This is a genomic window from Photobacterium sp. AWH4_225, from assembly GCF_056158405.1.
The window spans coordinates 24,942-47,423 of record NZ_JBSWTF010000001.1 but is presented as its reverse complement, the minus strand read 5'-3'; the positions used below and the strand labels follow the sequence as shown (position 1 = coordinate 47,423).

General features: G+C 52.5%; 18 protein-coding genes. 6 read left to right on the top strand and 12 right to left on the bottom strand.

Annotation, left to right across the window (positions count from 1 at the left end; genetic code table 11):
• Positions 1-76: 76 nt before the first annotated feature.
• The 4 genes from ubiD to trxA form a co-directional block, all read right to left on the bottom strand.
• Complete coding sequence (ubiD, locus tag ACXAD4_RS00220; protein WP_475237751.1) at positions 77-1,933, bottom strand: 4-hydroxy-3-polyprenylbenzoate decarboxylase; 1,857 nt, start codon at positions 1,931-1,933, stop codon at positions 77-79.
• 178 nt (positions 1,934-2,111) lie between these two features.
• Positions 2,112-3,155, bottom strand: a complete 1,044-nt coding sequence (locus ACXAD4_RS00215) for a hypothetical protein (RefSeq protein ID WP_475237749.1) — start codon at positions 3,153-3,155, stop codon at positions 2,112-2,114.
• Between the two features lie 225 nt (positions 3,156-3,380).
• Positions 3,381-4,646: a transcription termination factor Rho gene (rho, locus tag ACXAD4_RS00210; RefSeq protein ID WP_317524705.1), complete on the bottom strand. Its 1,266-nt coding sequence runs from the start codon at positions 4,644-4,646 to the stop codon at positions 3,381-3,383.
• A gap of 196 nt (positions 4,647-4,842) precedes the next feature.
• Positions 4,843-5,169: a thioredoxin TrxA gene (trxA, locus tag ACXAD4_RS00205; RefSeq protein ID WP_107298891.1), complete on the bottom strand. Its 327-nt coding sequence runs from the start codon at positions 5,167-5,169 to the stop codon at positions 4,843-4,845.
• A gap of 113 nt (positions 5,170-5,282) precedes the next feature.
• On the opposite strand from trxA, the gene rhlB reads away from it, so the two are divergent.
• Both rhlB and gppA read left to right on the top strand, forming a co-directional pair.
• Positions 5,283-6,587 carry an ATP-dependent RNA helicase RhlB gene (rhlB, locus tag ACXAD4_RS00200; RefSeq protein WP_475237747.1) on the top strand — a complete coding sequence of 435 codons (1,305 nt, stop codon included), beginning with the start codon at positions 5,283-5,285 and terminating at the stop codon, positions 6,585-6,587.
• Between the two features lie 16 nt (positions 6,588-6,603).
• A complete protein-coding gene (gppA, locus tag ACXAD4_RS00195) occupies positions 6,604-8,094 on the top strand; it encodes a guanosine-5'-triphosphate,3'-diphosphate diphosphatase (RefSeq protein WP_475237745.1) in 1,491 nt (496 codons plus the stop codon).
• 70 nt (positions 8,095-8,164) lie between these two features.
• Here gppA and prlC read toward each other — a convergent pair whose 3' ends face one another.
• On the bottom strand, positions 8,165-10,207 hold the full coding sequence (gene prlC, locus ACXAD4_RS00190; protein WP_475237743.1) for an oligopeptidase A: 2,043 nt from the start codon (positions 10,205-10,207) through the stop codon (positions 8,165-8,167).
• A 210-nt stretch (positions 10,208-10,417) separates the two neighbouring features.
• Between prlC and ACXAD4_RS00185 the strand changes: the two genes are divergently transcribed.
• The 4 genes from ACXAD4_RS00185 to ACXAD4_RS00170 all read left to right on the top strand — a co-directional run bounded on the left by ACXAD4_RS00185 (position 10,418) and on the right by ACXAD4_RS00170 (position 16,145).
• Positions 10,418-11,257, top strand: a complete 840-nt coding sequence (locus ACXAD4_RS00185; RefSeq protein ID WP_475237741.1) for a 23S rRNA (adenine(2030)-N(6))-methyltransferase RlmJ — start codon at positions 10,418-10,420, stop codon at positions 11,255-11,257.
• A 176-nt stretch (positions 11,258-11,433) separates the two neighbouring features.
• Positions 11,434-12,789 (top strand): glutathione-disulfide reductase, encoded by a 1,356-nt coding sequence (gene gorA / locus ACXAD4_RS00180; protein WP_475237738.1) that lies wholly within the window; start codon positions 11,434-11,436, stop codon positions 12,787-12,789.
• Between the two features lie 300 nt (positions 12,790-13,089).
• Complete coding sequence (locus ACXAD4_RS00175; RefSeq protein ID WP_317524699.1) at positions 13,090-14,454, top strand: YjiH family protein; 1,365 nt, start codon at positions 13,090-13,092, stop codon at positions 14,452-14,454.
• A 317-nt stretch (positions 14,455-14,771) separates the two neighbouring features.
• Positions 14,772-16,145, top strand: coding sequence for a hypothetical protein (locus ACXAD4_RS00170; RefSeq protein WP_475237736.1), 1,374 nt, complete (start codon positions 14,772-14,774; stop codon positions 16,143-16,145).
• Between the two features lie 71 nt (positions 16,146-16,216).
• Here the strand turns inward: ACXAD4_RS00170 and tatC are convergent, their stop codons facing one another.
• The 7 genes from tatC to rmuC all read right to left on the bottom strand — a co-directional run bounded on the left by tatC (position 16,217) and on the right by rmuC (position 22,303).
• Positions 16,217-16,969, bottom strand: coding sequence for a Sec-independent protein translocase subunit TatC (gene tatC / locus ACXAD4_RS00165; RefSeq protein ID WP_107301567.1), 753 nt, complete (start codon positions 16,967-16,969; stop codon positions 16,217-16,219).
• An 11-nt stretch (positions 16,970-16,980) separates the two neighbouring features.
• A complete protein-coding gene (tatB, locus tag ACXAD4_RS00160) occupies positions 16,981-17,322 on the bottom strand; it encodes a Sec-independent protein translocase protein TatB (RefSeq protein ID WP_107301568.1) in 342 nt (113 codons plus the stop codon).
• A gap of 3 nt (positions 17,323-17,325) precedes the next feature.
• Complete coding sequence (gene tatA / locus ACXAD4_RS00155) at positions 17,326-17,580, bottom strand: Sec-independent protein translocase subunit TatA (protein WP_317524697.1); 255 nt, start codon at positions 17,578-17,580, stop codon at positions 17,326-17,328.
• Positions 17,581-17,648: 68 nt separating this feature from the next.
• Positions 17,649-19,283 carry a ubiquinone biosynthesis regulatory protein kinase UbiB gene (gene ubiB, locus ACXAD4_RS00150; RefSeq protein ID WP_475242669.1) on the bottom strand — a complete coding sequence of 545 codons (1,635 nt, stop codon included), beginning with the start codon at positions 19,281-19,283 and terminating at the stop codon, positions 17,649-17,651.
• A complete protein-coding gene (locus tag ACXAD4_RS00145) occupies positions 19,283-19,894 on the bottom strand; it encodes a ubiquinone biosynthesis accessory factor UbiJ (RefSeq protein ID WP_475237732.1) in 612 nt (203 codons plus the stop codon). The genes ubiB and ACXAD4_RS00145 overlap by 1 nt, the downstream gene beginning before the upstream one ends.
• A 7-nt stretch (positions 19,895-19,901) precedes the next feature.
• Complete coding sequence (gene ubiE / locus ACXAD4_RS00140) at positions 19,902-20,657, bottom strand: bifunctional demethylmenaquinone methyltransferase/2-methoxy-6-polyprenyl-1,4-benzoquinol methylase UbiE (RefSeq protein WP_475237730.1); 756 nt, start codon at positions 20,655-20,657, stop codon at positions 19,902-19,904.
• A 98-nt stretch (positions 20,658-20,755) separates the two neighbouring features.
• Positions 20,756-22,303: a DNA recombination protein RmuC gene (gene rmuC, locus ACXAD4_RS00135; protein ID WP_475237728.1), complete on the bottom strand. Its 1,548-nt coding sequence runs from the start codon at positions 22,301-22,303 to the stop codon at positions 20,756-20,758.
• Positions 22,304-22,482 lie beyond the last annotated feature (179 nt).

Below are 22,482 nucleotides of genomic sequence, written 5' to 3'. Positions count from 1 at the left end.
TTATTTTCTCACGCCCGGCTTTGGTGCCGGGCCTTGGTTAATGGTTCTGGTTATAGGGTTTGGCTTACTAACAAGGTTAACCCAGGATCCCCAGTTCATCCCAGATGGCATCCACTTTGGCAACCACCTCCGGAGACTTGACGATTGGAGTTCCCCACTCCCGGCTCGCTTCGCCCGGCAGTTTATTGGTGGCATCAAGGCCAATTCTGGCACCATGCTCTTCTGTTTGGTTAACCATCAGGGTATCACGGCTCGGATCCATCCGGGTGGTCACCGCCCAAATCACATCATTCCAATCGCGGGCATTAACATCACCATCGCAGACAATAATGAACTTGGTGTCTGTCTTGCCTGACAGCGTCGTCCAGATACTGTCCATTACCTGCAATGCCTGGCCCTCTTGGTCTTTATCGATTGTCACAATCGCCACGCCAGCGCACTCTGCCGTTGACGGCAGGTAGCAATCAATCACTGTCGGGAGCTGCTTGATTTCCTGCTCCAAGGCGTGATGATCTTGCTCAGCTTGCAGGCGGGGATAAGCCACAGCGTTGGCGGTTTCCGCATCCCACTTGCGGGTTGCATCCAGCCCCATTTTGGAGCCGAGCCCCACGACCGGAGAAGCAAAGTCCAACGAGTCAATCGGGGTTTGATCGATAAACAAGGTGTCACGCACCGGATCCATATCGCGGGACATCGCAGCCACCACACTGCCCCAATCTCGGGTATCGACATCTTCATCCACCACAATAACAAACTTGGTGTACATGAACTGGCGCAGGAAAGACCAGACGCCCATCATTACCCGCTTGGCATGGCCCGGGTACTGCTTCTTCATCGACACCACAGCCATGCGGTAGGAACACCCTTCCGGCGGCAGGTAAAAATCGACAATCTCCGGGAACTGCTTTTGCAAAATAGGCACGAACACTTCGTTCAATGCCACACCGAGCACAGCCGGCTCATCGGGTGGGCGGCCGGTATAGGTACTGTGGTAGATAGGCTCCTTGCGCATGGTCACATGGGTGATAGTGAACACATGGTGGCGCTCGACCTCGTTGTAGTAACCGGTATGGTCACCATACGGCCCCTCATCGGCAAACTCGTTTGGATCGATATAGCCTTCAAGCACGATTTCCGCACTGGCCGGCACTTCCAACTCATTGGTCAGACTCTTGACCACTTCGCTCTTGCGGCCACGGAGCAAACCGGCAAAGGCATACTCAGACAAGGTATCGGGGATCGGTGTAACCGCACCCAGGATAGTCGCAGGATCGGCGCCAAACGCCACGCTCACCGGAAATGGTTTGCCCGGGTTGGTTTCCATCCAGTCACGCAAATCAAGCGCACCGCCACGGTGAGCCAGCCAACGCATGATGATTTTGTTCTTGCCAATTTTCTGCTGGCGGTAAATCCCAAGGTTCTGGCGCTTTTTGTTCGGCCCCTTAGTAATGGTCAAGCCCCAGGTCAGCAGCGGTGCCACATCGTCGGGCCAGCAGCTCATTACCGGAATTTTATCCAGGTCTACCTCATCCCCCTGCCAGACAATATCCTGACACGGCGCACGGCGCAGCCGCTTGACCGGCATATTGAGCACCTGCTTGAACACCGGAAGCTTATCCAGCGCTTCACGGAAGCCTTTCGGCGGCTCGGGCTCCTTGAGGTAGGCTAGCAACTTGCCAACTTCCCGCAGTTCACGCACGTCGGTCCGCCCCATTCCCATTGCCACCCGGCCCGGGGTACCGAACAGATTCGCCAGTACCGGGACGTCATAGCCCACCGGGTTTTCGAACAACAGTGCCGGACCACCGGCCCGCAGGGTACGATCACAGATTTCGGTGATCTCCTGATCCGGGTCAACAGGCTGCTTGATGCGCTTGAGCTCGCCCTGTTGCTCCAGATAGTCAATAAACTCTCGCAGATCCTTGAACTTCATCGGTTTCGCGGCTACCTATCCTAAATACACCAGCACCCGGAGCTGGTTCCAGACACCGGGTACATATAATCATTATCAAAACATTATAACGACTTGTTAACGGTAGGACAGCGGAAAATCCGACCACTGCGATCCAACCCTTGCCGGACAGGAAGACTCGACACGCGGCCGGGCTAGATTATGGTAACTTGGCAACGGCCGAACGGAAATTCTTCTGCAATACCTGACTGCGACTAACCGACGCCAGTTGCTCGAGCCAGTCAAGGTAGCCGCTGCGGGCAAGTTCAGTTGCCACCAGCTCTCCGTCATCGACTTCGCTTAGCTTATCACTGAGAAAGTCCCTGGCCGCCACAGGTAATGGCTTGAGGGTGATCAGTGCGCGGTAGGCCTGGAGCTTCAACGTAGGGTTAATCGTCGCTGCCATCAACTGCTTGGTGGCATCCGGCTGCGGCGCAATACCAGCCAAACGATTAAGCTCAGCTAAGCTGTATTGATCACTGCGGCGGCGCCACAGCAGATGGTAGACACCGTCATCGCCCGAGGCGGCGGCGATGGCGGCAATCACCGCATTGTCCGGCAACCACAACAACTTGCTGTCCGAAGTAAATTGCTCGGCCAAGATATCGACGGCAGGCTGCGACAGCTCTGGCAACTGGGCAAGGAAGATATCGCGACGGGTCGCCTGGGCTTGGATATCCCCGGTCAACCACTGTGACAATTGCAGCTCACCGCGCTCGGCTTGCTCGACCATTTGTTGGGCCAGCAATTGCTGCTGCCAGCGGATCACCAAACTGCGGGCCTTGGCACCGTAATGAAAGGCCGATTTGGTCACCAGGTAGCCATCCCCTTGCTCGACCACATTGAACACCGGCATACGGGCTGCCTGCGCCTCAAGCCAATCGGCTTTGGCCTGATCCAGACCATTGGGTTTCTCCGCATAGTCGATGGCATAGTCAATCATCTCGCTGCGTACGGCTTCTTGCTGCAAGGGTGGCAGCGGGGACAAATGCGTTTCCAACAGCGCAAAGTCGCTGTTGTCGTAATAATGACGCAGGGCCGATACCCGGTTTTTAACCTGCAGGGAAGACTGGACTTGTTCAACGTCCTGTTGGGAAATTTCGGTTGGCTGAATGGCAATCTGAGCCTTGTTCTCGGCCGTTGCCTGGGCCGCTATCATCCCTACAGCCAGCAAACCTATCTGCATGCACTTTCCTAGTCGCATGTCACCTCCTTGGTGAAAAAAGATATGTCGGTTATCAGGATCATCCTGACCCAAAATCACAAGTTGATAACAAACACAGTATATCGATTTATCGGGGGCAATTACCAGCAAAGCTGCAATTGAACAACGATCAATTAAGGTTGCCAGTGTACCAAAAATAAAAAACGCCACAAGCGGTGGCGTTTTTCAAAACTGTGAGTCAAGCAGCAATTATGCTGACAGAAGTTATGACTTCTGGCGACGCATCGCGTCGAAGAACTCGTCGTTGGTCTTGGTCATCGATAGCTTGTCGATCAGGAACTCCATGCTATCGGTCTCACCCATAGGGTGAACAATCTTACGCAGGATCCACATCTTCTGCAGCTCGTCCGTTTTCGCCAGTAGCTCTTCACGACGGGTACCAGAGCGGTTGAAGTCAATCGCCGGGAAGACACGCTTTTCAGCAATCTTACGAGAAAGGTGCAGTTCCATGTTACCTGTACCCTTGAACTCTTCGTAGATAACCTCATCCATCTTAGAACCGGTATCAACCAGTGCCGTTGCGATGATAGTCAGGCTGCCGCCCTCTTCTACGTTACGAGCCGCACCGAAGAAACGCTTCGGACGGTGCAGGGCGTTGGCATCCACACCACCGGTCAGTACCTTGCCCGATGACGGGATCACTGTGTTGTAGGCACGTGCCAGACGAGTGATGGAGTCAAGCAGGATCACAACGTCTTTCTTGTGCTCTACCAGACGCTTGGCTTTCTCGATTACCATCTCAGCCACCTGTACGTGGCGTGATGCTGGCTCGTCGAAGGTAGAAGCAACCACTTCACCCTTAACCAGGCGCTGCATCTCGGTTACTTCTTCCGGACGTTCGTCGATCAGCAATACCATCAACTCACACTCAGGGTGGTTGTAGGCAATGCTCTGGGCAATGTTCTGCAGCAACATGGTTTTACCCGCTTTCGGCGGAGCAACAATTAAACCACGCTGGCCTTTACCGATTGGCGATGCCAAGTCCAGTACACGGGCCGTGATGTCTTCAGTCGAACCGTTACCACGCTCCATACGCATACGCTCGTTGGCGTGCAGTGGAGTCAGGTTTTCAAACAGGATCTTGTTACGCGCGTTATCTGGCTTATCGTAGTTAACCTCGTTAACCTTCAGCAGGGCAAAGTAGCGCTCACCGTCTTTCGGCGGGCGGATCTTTCCGGCAATTGTGTCACCAGTGCGAAGGTTGAAACGGCGGATTTGGCTAGGAGAAACGTAGATATCATCTGGACCGGCGAGGTAAGAACTGTCTGCAGAGCGGAGGAAGCCGAAGCCATCTTGAAGGATTTCTAGAACACCATCGCCAAAAATGTCCTCACCACTTTTCGCATGCTGTTTGAGAATTGCAAAGATGATGTCTTGTTTTCTCAAACGCGCCAGGTTTTCCAGTCCTAAGCTTTCGCCAAGCGCAACCAACTTAGAAATAGGTTGGTTCTTCAGTTCAGTAAGATTCATAGTGGTGGGTTTCTTGTCAGTCAAAATTGGGGTTCTATGTTAATTGAGATAAAGCTGACCAATGGGGCTGGTCAAGGAATGAACAAAATTACAATTTACGTGCAATAAGTTAGCACTAAAGATCTCATCCGTCTAGCATAGACGCAAGTCAAACCATGCACAACGAGAAATTGTGCACGGTTCGAGACAGAGTCGCTTACAGGTTCGCGTCTAGGAACTCTTTAAGCTGGCTCTTTGACAGGGCACCCACTTTGGTTGCCGCTACACCGCCGTCTTTAAACAACAGCAGAGTCGGGATACCACGGATACCGAATTTTGGTGGTGTCGCTGCATTCTGGTCGATATTCAATTTACCGATAGTCAGCTTGCCTTCGTACTCGTCCGCGATTTCATCAAGAATTGGGGCAATCATTTTACAAGGACCACACCATTCAGCCCAAAAATCGACTAGTACCGGGCCTGCAGCAGTAATGACATCGCTTTCGAAACTTGCGTCTGTCAGCTGCACAATCTTGTCGCTCATCTTCCACTCCAATGGTTGATTTTGTTAGCTGATTTGATTTTAACCAGCAAATCGATGCCCTATTTGAATGGAATCCGTTTCGTATTGCAACCCTAAGCTGATATTCTATACGAATGAAGACGACTCACATCACAGAGCAAAAATTTGCCGACCTGGGTTTAGAACCTCGGGTTTTACAAGGATTGGAAGCCAAAGGTTTCCATAATTGTACGCCGATCCAGGCGCTGGCATTGCCGGTAGTGCTCTCCGGCCGTGACATTGCTGGTCAGGCTCAAACAGGCACAGGGAAAACCCTGGCTTTCCTGACTGCGACTTTTAACTACCTGCTGCTAAACCCAGCAAAAGAGGATCGTAAGCAAAACCATCCTCGTGCCATTATTATGGCACCGACTCGTGAACTGGCGATCCAAATTTACAACGATGCCAAGCCTTTACTCGAAAGCACCGGCCTAACAGCAGGTCTTGCCTACGGTGGTGAAGCTTACGAGAAACAGCAGAAGAAACTCGAAGCGGGCGTGGATATCCTGATCGGTACCTGTGGCCGTATCATCGATTTCTACAAGCAGCGCGTGATTGACCTACGCTCTATCCAGGCAGTGGTTCTGGACGAAGCCGACCGTATGTTCGACCTTGGCTTTATCAAGGATATCCGTTTCTTGTTCCGCCGTATGCCTGCACCGCAGGAACGCCTGAACATGCTGTTCTCAGCAACGCTGTCTTACCGCGTTAAAGAGCTGGCGTTCGAGCACATGAACTCACCTGAAAGCGTGATTGTCGAGCCAGAGCAGAAAACCGGCCACCGCATCCAGGAAGAGCTGTTCTACCCATCGAACCAAGAAAAGATGCGTTTGCTTCAGAGCTTGATCGAAGAAGAATGGCCAGACCGCGCGATCATCTTTGCCAATACCAAGCACCGTTGTGAAGACATCTGGGCTCACCTGGCAGCAGACAAGCACCGTGTTGGCCTGCTAACCGGCGATGTTCCGCAGAAGAAGCGTGTTCGCATTCTGGAGCAGTTCACCCAAGGTGAAGTCGATATCCTTGTCGCAACCGATGTAGCAGCTCGTGGCTTGCACATCCCTCAGGTAACGCACGTATTCAACTACGACCTGCCTGACGATGCCGAAGACTATGTACACCGTATCGGTCGTACCGGTCGTGCTGGCGCCAGCGGCCATTCGATCAGCTTTGCCTGTGAACAATACGCCATTAATCTGCCGGCCATCGAAACCTACATCGAACATGCTATCCCACTGTCAAAATACGACTCGGAAGCCCTGTTAGATGATCTGCCGCCGCCAATCAGCGTACCGCGCTCACCACGCCAAGGTGGCAACCGCCGCAGCGGTGGTTCACAGCGCCAGGGACAGTCGCGCCAGCGCAACCGTCGCCGTCCGCAGCAGAACAAACAGCAGTAAAAAGATAGATATGCCTATGGAAAGAACAGTATCACCCTTGTACGCCGCCATTGACCTTGGCTCCAACAGTTTCCACATGTGGATCGTCCGGGAGGTCGCAGGCACCGTCCAGACCCTGGCCAAGATAAAGCGTAAAGTCCGCCTGGCTGCCGGCCTCAACAGCAAGAACGAGCTGAGTATTGAGGCAATGCAACGGGGGTGGGACTGCCTCAGCCTGTTTGCCGAACGCCTGCAGGATATTCCGGCAAGCAACATCCGTATTGTCGGTACTGCCGCATTGCGCACCGCCGTCAATGCCGAGGCCTTTCTTTCCAAAGCCGAGACGATTCTCGGCTACCCGGTCGATATCATTCCTGGCGAAGAAGAAGCCCGGATCATCTACCAAGGTGTAGCCCACACCTCTGGTGGTTGTGGCAAACGCCTAGTGGTCGATATCGGCGGGGCCAGCACCGAAGTCATTATTGGTGAGGGGTTTGATGCCAGTGCCCTGACCAGCCTCAAGATTGGCTGTGTGACCTGGCTTGAGCGCTATTTCAAAGACCGCTACCTCACCGAAGCCAACTTCGATGCTGCGATCGCGGCTGCCAAAGCGGCCATTGCCCCGATTGTCGAGCAATACCAGACACTGGGCTGGCAAACCTGTGTCGGGGCCAGCGGTACCGTCCAGGCCCTACAGGAAATCATGCTGGCTCAGGGAATGGATGAAATCATCACCCTGCAGAAGCTCAAGCGGATGCAGCGCCAGGCCATGCAGTACGAACGTCTGGAAGATCTCGATATCGAGGGACTGACCCTGGAGCGTGCGCTGGTATTCCCGAGCGGCCTGTCTATCCTGATCGCGATTTTCGAATCACTGGGTATCGAATCGATGACTCTGGCCGGCGGCGCTCTGCGCGAAGGCATGGTCTACGAGATGATGAGCCAGATGCGCCACAACGATGTCCGTGAGCGCACCTTGCAGAGCCTGCAGACCCGCTTCCAGCTCGACAGCATCCATGCCGGCAATGTCAGCGACACGGCCCGTGCTCTGTTGGCCAGCTGCCTGTCGGAGTGGAGCCTGGAGCCACAAGCGCACTATTTGCTTGATGCCAGTACCGCCCTGCATGAAATCGGCACCATGATCGAGTTCAAGAAGAGCGGTGAGCATGCAGCCTACCTGATCCACCATAGTGATCTACCCGGATTCACCCGTGCCCAGAAACACCTGATCGGTGAACTGCTACGCCGCTACCGCGAAAATCTGACCAGCCTACCGGAGCAACACGCCCTGTCGGCACACAGTGCAACCCGTCTGCTGCGTTTGTTGCGCTTGGCAGTGATCCTGTGTCACCGCCGTGACAGCAGCCACCAGCCGCCGTTCACCCTGCTGGCTAATGACAACGCTCTTAGCCTGTCACTGCCTGCTAGCTGGCTGGCAGCCAACCCGCTGACCGATGCTGAACTGCAGCAAGAAGCCACCCGCCAAAGCGACATGGGCTGGCCGCTGACCATCATCGCCAGCGAGTAACACGCACCACCTATAAAAAAAGCACCCCGCGGGGTGCTTTTTACTTTCTTGCGGTCTGCCTTCGCAGCAATTAGCCAGTGATACCGCTATGGCGGAGTAATGCATCAATCTGCGGCTCGCGGCCACGGAAGCGCTTGAACAAGTCCATTGGCTCCTCGCTGCCGCCACGCTCAAGAATACAATCAAGGAAGTCAGCACCGGTTTCGGTGTTGAAGATCCCCTCCTCCTCGAAACGCGAGTAAGCATCCGACGACAGTACTTCGGCCCATAGGTAGCTGTAGTAACCTGCGCTGTAACCACCGGCAAAGATATGGCTGAAGCTGTGCGGGAAGCGGCCGAATTCAGGGCTTGGTACGACTGACACGCGAGACTTGATATCCGCCAGTGTCTCCAGCACCTTGGCACCCACTTCAGGGTCGTATTCGGTGTACAGGGTGAAGTCGAACAAACCGAACTCAAGCTGACGTAGGATCCCCATCGCCGACTGGAAGTTCTTGGCAGCCAGCATCTTGTCCAGCATCTCTTTTGGCAGCGGCTCGCCAGTTTCGTAATGACCAGAAATGAATGCCAGTGCCTCTTCTTCCCAGCACCAGTTTTCCAGGAACTGACTCGGCAATTCAACCGCATCCCAAGGGACACCGTTGATGCCCGATACCGCAGGGACTTCGATCTGGGTCAGCATGTGATGGATGCCATGACCGGTTTCGTGGAACAGGGTGACCACCTCGTCATGGGTAAACAGCGCAGGCTTGTCGCCCACCGGCTTGTTGAAGTTACAAGTCAGGTAAGCCACTGGCACCTGCATAGTGCCATCCTGACGGGTACGGCGGACCATACATTCGTCCATCCATGCCCCGCCACGCTTGTGCTCGCGGGCATACAAATCTAGGTAAAAACTACCACGCAGCTCGCCTTGCGCATCGAAGATGTCGTAGAACTTCACCGACTCGTGCCAGGTATCAACACCCTCACGTTCTTTAACATCCATGCCAAACACACGCTTGAGCACTTCGAACAGGCCAGCAACCACTTTCTGCTCCGGGAAATACGGGCGCAGCTGCTCATCAGAAATGCTGTAGCGGTGCTGCTTGAGCTTCTCGGCATAGAAGGCAAAATCCCAAGGCTCCAGGTCTTCGGCGCCAAACTCGGTGCTGGCATACTCACGCAGCTCAGCCACTTCACGCTCGCCCTGCGGCTTGGCACGGCTAGCCAGATCGTTCAAGAAACCCAGTACCTGCTCGGTAGATTCCGCCATCTTGGTCGCCAGTGATTTCTCGCTGTAGGTGTTGAAGCCCAGCAGGCGGGCAATCTCGTGGGTCAGCTTGAGCTTTTCGGCAATAATTTCACTGTTATCCCACTTGCCGGCATTCGGGCCACGGTCTGAAGCTCGGGTGACAAACGCTTCGTACATTTCCTGGCGCAGCTCGCGGTTTTCGCAGTAAGTCATTACCGGCAGATAAGATGGAATATCCAGGGTAAACAAATACCCCTCTTTCTCCTTCGCCTCTGCTGCTGCCTTTGCCGCCTGCAAGGCCGACTCAGGTAAACCGCCCAGCTCGGCTTCATCAGCCACCAGCTTGCTCCAGCCCATGGTGGCGTCGAGCACATTGTTGCTGAATGTGGAAGACAGCTCGGACAGGCGCTTGCTGATCTCACCATAGCGATGCTGCTCTTTCGCTGGCAGGCCAATGCCCGACAGTTCGAACTCTTTCAGCGCATCGGTGATCGATTTCTGCTGTGCCTGGCTCAACTCGGCAAAGCTATCATCGGCTTTGATCGCTTTGAACGCGTCGTACAAACCCTTGTGCTGACCAACCCAGGTACCGTAATCCGACAGCATCGGCAGGCAGCTCTCGTAAGCTTCACGAAGCTCATTGCTATTTTTCACTGCGTTAAGGTGGCCAACCGGCGACCAGATACGGCTCAGGCGATCGTCAGTCTCAGACAGCGGTACGCAGATGGTCTCCCAGCTTGGTGCGGTATTAGCCGCCAGCACCTGCTCGACAGCTGCGCGGCAGTCGGCAATGGCCTGCTCGACAGCAGGTTTGACATGTTCAGGCTGGATCAGCGAAAACGGAGGCAAGCCCGTCATCGAAAGTAGTGGGTTAGTCATGCGCAATTCCTTAAATTAGTTATCCATTATTAAATGCGTCTTGGGGAAGCTAAATTCAATCCTTTCATCACGCTAAATCATCATCTTCCTGTTTAATAGTAAACTAGATCGCAGCACCGAAGACGGAAAGTCATCACGTCTACTGGCTATTCCCAGCCAATTGGCGATAATACTGGCCCTAATTATCCCTAGCCTGTCGAGATCCCAGCCATGCTGAGCTACCGCCATAGTTTCCATGCCGGCAACCATGCCGATGTGGTCAAGCACATTGTCCAGAGCCTGATCCTGGATGCCCTGAAACAAAAGGACAAACCCTTTGTATACCACGATACCCACTCAGGTGTCGGCCGTTACGACCTTCAGGATGAGCGCAGTGAAAAAACCGGCGAGTTCAAGCAAGGTATTGCCCGGATCTGGCAGCGTGACGACATCCCGGCCGAGATCGCCAGCTATATCGACGCTATCAAGGTACTGAACGAGGGTGATGAGCTGCGCTACTACCCTGGCTCACCGAAAGTTGCCCGTGCCCAAATCCGCGAACAGGACCGTATGGTATTGACCGAGCTGCACCCGAGCGACTTCCCGCTGCTGCTCCAGGAATTTCGTGGCGATCGCCAGGTCCGCATCTACAAGGAAGATGCCTTCGCCCGCCTCAAGGGTAGCCTGCCACCGAAAGAGCGCCGCGGCGTGGTACTGATTGACCCACCGTATGAGCTCAAGCACGAGTACATGGATGTGGTCAAGGCGATCAAAGAGAGCCACAAACGCTGGGCGACCGGTACCTATGCCATCTGGTATCCGGTGGTTTACCGCGAGAATATCGACAAGATGCTCAAGGGGCTGGAAGATCTGGGGATCCGCAAAATTCTGCAAATCGAGCTGGGCGTCGAGCCCGATACCGAGGAGCGCGGCATGACAGCCTCGGGCATGATTGTGATCAACCCGCCGTGGAAACTGGAAAGCCAGATGCAGGCGATTTTGCCTTGGCTCAAAGAGGCCATCGCCCCTAACCACGGCCACTACAAAGTGGAGTGGATCGTTCCGGAATAAGCGGCGATTTTGCGCTAACGGCTTGTAAGGCGGGGTTTTCCCGCCTTTTTTGTATCTGTTATTTTTTGTTCCAACTTTCTCGAACTCCCCCTCTCGTAACTCTTCCCATTCTTGATTACACTAGGGCAAGCACAGCAGGAGCTGTTACCAAATCAAAACAATATTGGAGTAAAGTCATGGCAAAGCATTTTGATTACATCTGTATCGGCGGCGGCAGTGGCGGTATTGCTTCGGCAAACCGTGCGGCAATGTACGGTGCCAAGGTGGCGCTGGTTGAAGCCAAGGCACTGGGTGGTACCTGTGTCAACGTCGGTTGTGTGCCGAAGAAAGTTATGTGGCACGGCGCCCAAATTGCTGAAGCTATGCACCTTTACGCCAAAGACTACGGCTTTGACGTTGACGTTAAAGGCTTTGACTGGAGCAAGCTGGTCGAGAGCCGCGAAGCTTATATCAGCCGTATCCACACCGCTTACGACAACGTGCTGGGCAACAACAAGATTGAAGTGATCAACGGTTTTGCCAAGTTCGTTGATGCTAAGACTATCGAAGTAAACGGTGAGCACTACACTGCCGACCACATCCTGATCGCCGTGGGTGGTGAGCCAACTATCCCGAACGTACCGGGTGCCGAGCACGGTATCGATTCTAATGGTTTCTTCGAGCTAAACGAGCAGCCTAAGCGCACTGCAGTGGTTGGCGCAGGCTACATCGCAGTAGAAATTGCAGGCGTACTGAGCGCGCTGGGTACCGATACCCACCTGTTCGTTCGCAAGGAATCGCCACTTCGTAGCTTTGACCCAATGATCATCGAGACCTTGGTTGAAGTAATGGACAAAGAAGGTCCAACACTGCACACCCACAGCGTACCGAAAGAAGTGGTTAAAGAAGCTGACGGCTCAGTGACTCTGCATTTCGAAAACGGCGAGTCGCACAACACCGATGTCCTGATTTGGGCTATCGGCCGTAACCCAACGACTGACAAGATCAATCTGGCTGCCACTGGCGTTGAAACCAACGATCGCGGCTACATTAAAGTTGATGAGTACCAACGCACTAATGTCGATGGCATCTATTGTGTTGGTGATATCATGGAAGGCGGTATCGAGCTAACACCTGTGGCTGTTAAAGCTGGCCGCCAGCTGTCTGAGCGCCTGTTCAACAACAAGCCAGATGCCAAGATGGACTACAAATTGGTTCCAACAGTCGTATTCAGCCACCCGCCAATCGGTACTATCGGTCTGAGCGAGCCTGAAGCTATCGCCCAGTACGGCGAGGAAAACGTTAAGGTTTACAAGTCTGGCTTTACCGCGATGTACACCGCTGTTACCGCAAACCGCCAGCCATGTAAGATGAAACTGGTTTGTGCCGGTCCTGACGAGAAAGTGGTTGGCCTGCACGGCATCGGCTACACCGTCGATGAGATGATCCAGGGCTTCGGTGTCGCGATGAAGATGGGCGCAACCAAAGCAGACTTCGACTCTGTAGTTGCTATCCACCCAACGGGCTCTGAAGAATTTGTGACCATGCGTTAATAGCGCTAAATGGCGTTAAGAAGGAGCGGTTATCGCTCCTTTTTTTATTGCCTTTTTGCTGTGCCTGGAGTTGCAGAACATGCAACGGCCTTAAAAGCGATAACAGGATCCTAAACCATAAATATCGTACGATAGCGAATAATAATGAATAAAAGCGCAGATATTGGCGAAAATAATTCCATTTCAAGGTGAAAAACTGTAATCTTGCCCGACCTGATTATGGAAGATCAGTGAATATTTATTCCAAAGAGAATAAAGCATTTATTTACTCTTAGCTTATCAATCAGTTAAAGGCCAAATATGCAGGATCAGGTTATTTCCCAAAACGGTAAAAAGAGCCCATGGCTCATGTTCCTCCTACCGTCGCTCCTCGGTGTCTTTCTTTTCATGGCACCTATCAGTTACCAGGATTCACTGACAATCCCTATCGCTATTCTGGCCAAATCGGTTCAGGCATTGTTCGATGGCATGCTACCAGCCATGGTGACCTTCGTGATCGCCCTAACCGGTGTCGCCTCGATCGCTACCAAGCTATTAAAGCCAAAAGCGGTGTTAGAGAGCAGCTTTTTGAGCGGCCTGCTTAACCCGTCTTTGCCTTGGTTCGTGGTCCAGCAGTTGGGCGCAATTTTTGTCGTAATGACCTATTTCGGCATCGGCCCTGAAATGATCCACCATGGTGATACTGGCGGCCTGGTTCTTAATGATCTTTTACCGGTGCTCTTTTCTGTTTTCCTTTTTGCCGGTTTGCTGCTGCCATTGCTACTTAACTTCGGCCTACTGGAGTTTGTCGGCGCCCTGTTCACCCGCGTCATGCGTCCGCTTTTCAACCTACCGGGCCGTTCGGCGGTAAACTGTATTGCCTCATGGCTGGGTGACGGCAGTGTCGGCGTACTGATGACCAGCAAGCAGTACGAAAGCAAAATCTACACCGAGCGTGAAGCGGCGGTGATCGGTACCACTTTCACGGCGGTCTCTATTACTTTCAGCCTAGTGGTCATTGCCCAGGTGAATCTGGAGCACATGTTTGCCCCGTTCTACCTGACCGTGTGTCTAGCAGGCTTGGCAGCGGCGGTAATTGTCCCTCGCCTACCACCACTATCGTGGAAGAAAGACCGCTACATCGACGGCCAGCCGCTAGAAGGCGATATCGAAGCCCTACCTGAAGGCAAGACCGTGATTGGATTTGGCCTTGAGCAAGCGTTGGAGAAAGCTTCTCAGGTGAAAAGCCTGCGCAGCATGGTTGCAGAAGGCGTGAAGAACGCGATTGATATGATCTTCGGCGTACTGCCTGTGGTAATGGCAATTGGTACCATTGCCCTGGTGATTGCCGAGAATACGCCGGTATTTAGCCTGCTAGGCCAGCCGTTTATCCCGTTCCTCGAGTTGCTGCGCATCCCTGAGGCAGCAGCAGCGTCTGAGACCATCGTGGTCGGCTTTGCGGATATGTTCCTGCCGTCTATCTTGGCTTCAGGTATCGAGAGCGACTTGACCCGCTTTGTGATTGCAGCAATGTCGGTGACCCAGCTGATCTACATGTCGGAAATCGGTGCATTGCTGATCGGCAGTAAAATCCCGGTCAAACCGTGGGAGCTATTCATGATCTTCATCCTGCGTACTCTGGTGACCCTGCCAGTAATTGCGATGATGGCGCACATCTTCTTCTAACAGAAAGCCATTTCGAACTCATAAAGCCAGCGCACTTGCCGCTGGCTTTTTTGTTTCCACCTCCCACCACCAACCTTCATCACTTCGCATCAATAAATTTCACCTAAACATCTAATTTAATTAACAAAAGTAGTCACCGAGCAAATCTAACCCTTTTGTATAGGCAATTATGTGCTGCCAATCACATATCATGCGCTAAGAAATTGATGTTAAAAGAATTTCACTCTATATATCGCTGCACTCATAAATGTTTGAGTAACCAATAAAACTAAAACAACGAACCATCAATATTCATTTTTGCATTACAAGGAAAACCAATGCATTTCAAATACTCAGCTATTGCAGCTTCGATGATTGCCGCCCTATCGCTAACAGGCTGTGGCAGTGATTCTTCTGATTCAAAAAACAACGACACCACGAACCCAGTTGAGCCAACAGCCAAGCAGATCAAAGTGATTGACGGGTATCTATCTCAAGCACAGGTTTGCGTCGACCGAAATAACAATAGCGCATGTGACGCCGATGAAATCGTCGGACTAACAGATAGTAATGGTGCTATTACTATCAAAGCTGAAGATGCAAAATACGCTGTTATCGCCCAAGCTATTGCGGGTAAAACCAGTGATAGTGATAAGGCAGGTCTACTTGGCAACAGTTATGAGCTTATCGCTGATGCCGACAGCAAAGTTGTCACACCATTCACTACTATGGCTGAAATTCAGGATAAAACAGTAACCACACTTGCGGCTGAACTAAACCTAGATGCCAGCATTATCTCTGGCGACTATATTGCAGCTAAGCAAACTGCAGAAAATAAAGATGCAGCACAAAAAGCCCATCTTATGGCCCGTAGCATGACGAACGAACTGGCACCAACAGTAACGGATAATGATGTTGAAGAACTGACAAAGTCGGCTGAGACAATTACCGATGCGATAAATACCAGCATCAACAATGACGATAACTTAGACGAAATTGTCATTGAAATTGATGAAAACGGTACCGCAGGCAAGACTGAAATGATCGCATCATTAAGCGATTATCTTGAAGGTAATACGCTGAGCTTCGTCAGCATGAACAAATACTATGCGCAAGACGAAGGTGTGTTTGAAATCACCCTCAAAGACGGTACGCTAACGGTTGTTGACGGAAGTGGTCAATCAATGACAGAGACATACACCATCGAAGGCAACTCACTTGTCCATGTCGAGGATGGTAATAAGAGTACTGAAGAGTTCATCTATGTTTCCGAGCAAACAAGCCTAGCGGTTACCCCTCAGAATGACCTCAATTTCTGGACAAAAGTTGATATCGCTAGTGCTGATTTTGAGTACCCAGCTATCACAGAAGCGATGATTACCGATCAAGTGTGGCACTTCGTCTCCGATGACTCAACCAGTCACAAGCCTTATCCAATGCTAGCGACAATGACTTTTGGTAAGGACAAGCAAGTCGTTATTTCAGAAGAAAGGGAAGATAACTTCACTATTGACTGGAGCATCAAGAACAATGAGCTTTTCCTCGACTTCCCTGAAGGCGACAACGACATGTACATCAAGTTGGTTACTAAAGACAGTAACATCCTGACTATTGTCGATGGGGAAGCACAGAATAAAGATCACTTCAGTCTGTTGGTGAAAGACAAAGCACTTGCCGAGTCTATCCTCGCTAAGTGGGGTGAGCAGATTTAATTTGCTTTCTCCAATAAAAAAACCGGCCTCGGCCGGTTTTTTCTTGCCTGCGATACAGGCTATCGAATGACTTACTGCTCTTCAGCCGCATCGTCTTCTTCTTGCTCGCGGACGTAGAAGCGCGAGAAGAACAAGCCGACCTCAAACAGCAAACACATCGGGATGGCCAGCAGGGTTTGCGAGATCATATCTGGCGGTGTCAGCATCATACCGACCACGAAGGCACCAACAATGATGTAAGGCCTTTTGGTACGCAGGCTTTCCGGATCCGTCGCCCCTGTCCAGCACAGCAAGATAATGGCCACCGGGATTTCAAACGCAATACCGAATGCCAAGAACAATGCTAGGACAAAGTCCAGGTAGCTGGCGATATCCGTTGCGACCGTGATCCCTTCCGGTGCTGTTTTAGTGAAGAAGCTAAATACCAGTGGAAATACCACAAAGTAAGCAAAAGCTACACCCGCATAGAACAGCAGCGAGCTGGAAAACAGCAGCGGCATGATCAGCTTGCGCTCATGCTTGTACAGCCCCGGAGCCACAAAGGCCCAAACCTGATACAAGATCATCGGCACAGCAATAAACACCGAGGTCACCAAGGTGAGCTTAATTGGCGTAAAGAATGGCGATGCCACATCCGTTGCAATCATGCTCGCGCCTTCTGGCAGACGTTCTACCAAAGGCGCTGAGATGAAGGCATAGATGTCGTTAGCAAACCACACCAGGCCAAGAAAAACCACAATGACACTCAGGATGGAACGCAACAGCCGGTTACGCAGCTCAAGCAAGTGGCTGAATAACGGTTGCGTATCTTCAACAGTAGACATAGTGACTTATATTAATCCTGCTTTTGAGAGGTCGTCGCCGAGGACTGCTCGTCTTTTTTGTCGCCATAAGGACGCTGCACATCGGATGCTGCTTTCTTCAGCTCCTCAACAGTATCCCTCAGCTCTGGCGAGAGATCTTTCATCCCCATTTGCTCGGCTTTTTTCAAGTTTTCCTGAAGTTCCTGGATCTTGAGTTCCTGGTTCAGTTCATCCTTGACCGAGTTCGCCATATTACGTGCAGCCCCAATCCAGCGCGATACACTACGTATCGCGACGGGTAGGCGTTCCGGCCCCAGTACAACCAATCCCACCACGGAGATCAGTATTAGTTCCCAGAACCCGATATCAAACACGTGTTAAACCTGCTCTTTGTCTTTCTGGCTCTTTTGAGCCTGATCACCCTGCTGTTCAGCCAGTTTCTTCTGGTCGAAGTCTGCATCAGCTGCCGCGTCTTTCTTCTCAGTTGAAGAATCTTCGTCGCTGATCGCCTTCTTGAAACCTTTCACGGCAGAGCCCAAGTCACCGCCCAATGTACGCAACTTCTTGGTTCCGAACAGCAGAACAATGATTAGTGCAATGATTAGCAATTGCCAGATACTGATACCACCCATGCTTGTTTTACCTCAGCTAATTGTGGTTAATAACGAATCGTTTATGTGTTGGCTGCCTACTTTACCGTCTATTTACGGCAAGCACGCCACCCAAGTAACCAAAACGTGACCCCCATTGCAGCACTGATAGCCGAATAGTTTTCAATATGATTACTAAAAAGTATGGCAGAACATACAACCAGAGTTGCACCAATGCCAAAGTAGAACCTTGCCTGGCCCTGGTAACGTCGACTCTCCATGAAGTTGTCGTAGAGTTTATCGATACGTTGGTTCAGCGCATTGCCTTGGCGCAAACTATCGTAAAGTAATTCCGGTAGCTCCGGTAATTTCTCCGCCCAGAATGGCGCCCGGGTTTTCACCCCGTCAATCACGGCCTGCGGGCCGACCTGACGAGACATCCAGTCTTCCAGGAAAGGTTTGGCGGTATCCCACAAATCAAGCTGCGGGTACAGCTGACGTCCCAATCCTTCGACATATAATAAGGTTTTCTGCAGCAATACCAACTGCGGCTGCACTTCCATATTGAAGCGGCGTGCGGTATTGAACAGGTTAAGCAGCACATGGCCAAACGAGATCTCGGCTAGAGGCTTTTCGAAAATCGGCTCGCACACGGTGCGAATCGCGAATTCAAACTCGTCGATATTGGTATCTTCCGGCACCCAGCCAGAATCTACGTGCAGCTCGGCTACCTTGCGATAGTCACGATTGAAAAACGCCAGCAGGTTTTCGGCCAAGTAGCGCTTGTCTTCGCGGTTCAAGCTACCGACAATGCCACAGTCGAGTGCTATCCACTGCGGGTTTTCCGGGTTTTCCCGAGCGACAAAAATATTGCCCGGATGCATGTCGGCATGGAAGAAGCTGTCACGGAACACCTGGGTGAAGAAAATCGTCACCGCATTTTCCGACAGCAATTTCATGTCTGTACCGTTGGCCACCAGCGCATCGATATCCGACACCTGGATACCATAGATACGCTCCATCACCAGCAGGTTTTCCCGGCTAAGGTCGGTATACACCTCAGGCACATACAGCATATGGCTGTCTTCGAAATTACGTCTGAGCTGGATGCCGTTAGCGGCCTCGCGCATCAGGTTCAGCTCGTCGAGCAAGGTTTTCTCATACTCACGGACAACCTCGACCGGGCGCAGGCGACGTGCATCCGGCAGTACTTTGGCCAACAAACCTGCCATGCGGTACATCAAGGTAATATCTGCCTTGATCACCGGCAGGATGTCCGGGCGGATCACCTTGAGCACCACTTCCTTGCCAGTTTCCTTCAAGGTCGCGGTATGCACCTGGGCAATCGACGCCGATGCCAGTGGCACCTCGTCAAAATCATCAAACCACGTCTCGAGCGGGCCGCCCAAGGCTTTTTCCATCTGCTGCTTGGCTAAGCGGCCATCGAATGGCGCGACCTGATCCTGCAACAGCGCCAACTGGTCGGCGATGTGCGGCGGGAACAGATCACGGCGGGTCGACATCATCTGGCCGAACTTGATCCATACCGGACCCAGTTCCTGCAACGCCAAGCGCAGACGCTCACCCAATGTCTTTTCCGGATGTTCGTTACGCAGCCAGAACAATGACTTACGCATTGCCTTTGGCAATTTGAGCCGAGGGTCTTCCGGCAGCAGCTCATCCAGCCCATAACGCAGCTGAACAGCGGTAATTTGGTATAAACGCTTTACTTCTGACAACACCATCATCGAGGCGCTTGCTCCATTAGGCGGTTCAGGCGTGCTTCACAGCGCGCTACGTCCATCTTCAGATCATCGACCTGATCGGCAAAATAGGCAATCTCCAACGCCTGCGGTGCCAAGCGCCACTCTTCGGTGATCACTTCAGCCAAGTCGCGTTGGCGTTTGGCCACTCCTTGCTGGATAAAGCGTGCGCCTTGTTTGGCACCGCTCACCAGGGTGTGGGCAACTATATCACCGGTATATTGCGATAATTTTTCTTCGACATCCGGCTTCAACCCACTGAGCAGTGCTGAAAACTGCTGGGCCAACTGGATATCCCCGTCCAGCGACAGCTTGTCGGCCTTGATCAGCTGAGTCAGGTTGGCTTGCTTACGGAGCTCAGGCAACACAGACAAGTTCAGGGCAAGCTGGCAGTCAGCTTCGCCCTCATAGGCTCCCAGCACATCGATCTGCTGGCTGAAGACAAAATACAGCTGCTTGCCGAACTCATTGATGGTGACGCCAATCACCTTACCTTTCAAACGGGCAAGGCGACGCTGGCTGTCTTCATCATCTTTCAGCAGTGTATTGAGCGATGTCTCGATCGCCCCGGTTACAAACGCGTCAACAGGCATGGGTTCCTCAGAATTTGTAGCCACGGTGCAGGGCAACAATGCCACCGGTCAGGTTGTAGTAGTTGGTCTGCTCAAAGCCGGCGTTCTGCATCATCCCTTCAAGGGTGTCTTGATCCGGGTGCATGCGAATGGATTCCGCCAGGTAACGGTAGCTTTCGGCATCGTTAGCAATCACTTCACCCATTTTCGGTAACAGATGGAAAGAGTATGCATCATAGACTTTCGACAGCGGCTCGATAATCGGCTTGGAGAATTCCAATACCAACAGGCGGCCACCTGGCTTCAGCACGCGATACATCGAACGCAGCGCCTTGTCCTTGTCGGTCACGTTACGCAGACAGAAGCTGATGGTAATACAGTCAAAGTAATCATCAGGGAACGGTAGCTCTTCGGCGTTGGCCTGAACATAGCCGACGTTGCCGACAATGCCGTTATCACGCAGTTTGCTACGGCCAACCTTAAGCATCGAGTTGTTGATATCAGCCAAGATCACCTGGCCGTCATCACCGACAATGCGCGAGAACTTGGCCGTCAGGTCACCGGTACCACCACCGAGGTCAAGAACCTTGTGACCACGGCGAACACCACTGCAATCTATGGTGAAGCGCTTCCACACTCGATGAACTCCCATCGACATCAAGTCATTCATAATGTCGTACTTGGCTGCTACCGAGTGAAATACTTCAGCAACCATTTCTGCCTTGTCTTCCTTGGCTACAGTCCGGTAGCCAAAATGGGTCGTCTCTAGTGTGGTGTCCGTCATGCTACTTCCGTCATGGTTAACGTTTTATTTCGCCCTAGTGTACTTGATGGTTGAGGTTTGCTCAAAGCACAACCTGCATCTATGTCCACACCGCACAATTACGCTGTCGGGCTATCCTCGCCAATTGCAGCCAATGCGTCGTCGGGCAAAGCATTATCATCCGCTGCCCCCAGCATTGCCCGCTCGGTCAACAATGGGCTGATATCGCGCTTAACCTCAACGCCCAACTGGCGGAAGCCCTCAGCCTGGCGGATCACGTTGCCGCGACCTGTCACCAGCTTGTTCATGGCGCCCTGATAGCTCTGGTTGGCCTTCTCCAGCGACGCACCCATGGCTTCCATATCAGTAACAAACAGGCGCAGCTTGTCATACAGCTTGCTAGCCCGCTCGGCGATCTGCTTGGCATTTTGATTCTGGCACTCGTTGCGCCATAGGTTGTTGATTGTACGCAACGCCACCAGCAAGGTGGTCGGACTTACCAACATGATGTTCTGATCCATCGCATCTCGGATCAGGCTAGGGTCGGCTTCAATCGCGGCCTGGAACGCCGGCTCGACCGGAATAAACATCAGCACATAATCGAGGCTCTGTACCCCGTGCAGCTGGTGGTAGTCCTTGCGGCTCAAGCCGCGGATATGGCTTCGGACAGAAGCAACATGCTCACCCAGCGCCAACTCCTGCTCGGCAACATTATCGGCGTTGAAAAAGCGCTCATAGGCAATCAGCGACATCTTGGCATCGATCACCACATCCTTGTTCTGCGGCAAATGCACCACCACATCGGGCTGGTAACGCTTGCCCTCTTCGTTCTCGAGGCTGATCTGAGTCTGGTACTCATGACCTTCCCGCAAGCCGGACTCGCTCAGCACCCGCGCCAGCACCACTTCACCCCAGTTGCCCTGCGCTTTGTTGTCACCTTTGAGCGCCTGGGTCAGGTTAACGGCCTCGCGCGCCATTTGTTCGTTGAGCTGTTTGAGATTATTGATCTCATGCACCAGCGTATGGCGCTCGCGGGCTTCCTGGCTGAAGTTATCGTTAACCTGCTTGCGGAAACCTTCGAGCTGCTCGCGCAGCGGCCCGAGCAGCCCTTCCATACTGATCCGGTTTTGCTGGTCGACAGTCCTAGTTTTTTGCTCGAACATCTTATTGGCCAGGCTCTCGAACTGAATCCGCAGCCTTTCTTCAGCATTTTCCAACAGGGCGATTTTGTCATCCGCCGCTTTCTGCTCTTCAAAATGACGGGCTTCCTGCTCGCGCAAATCCGCTTCGAGACCAGCGTTGGCCATCCGGCTATTTTCCAACTGCTCGGTCAAGTACTGCTTTTCGTTTCTGAGCGCTTCGAAATGGCGCATCTTTTCCAGCGCGGCAGCCAACCGGCCATGCATCTGGCGCAACTCGGCAGTCAGCCTATCGCGTTCGATATCCATTTCGTCGAGCTCCTGGTTGCGCTCATCAATCTGGCTCTGGAAGTGCTGCATTTTACTCTGGGCTAATTTCAACTCGGCTTCTGCCTGCTGACGCAACAGCGCCATTTGCTGCTGCCAGCGGTTTTTCACCAGCCATGCCGCGATACCCCCTGCCGCCACAGCGCCGGATAACCCCGTCACCATCGCCAAGCCATATCCCGACATCCACTCATTCATCATGCTTTGTTCCTGACTCTTTGATTAACCAGCAATTGATCTGCTTTTGCCAATAAGGCTAAGAGGATACTGGATAAATGTCCAGTTCCTATAGCACAGAAAACCACACCACAACTCTCCTATATGCATCCCACTATTCATCCCAGAATGAAGCTCACATTCCTTACAGCAATTTTCTGGTC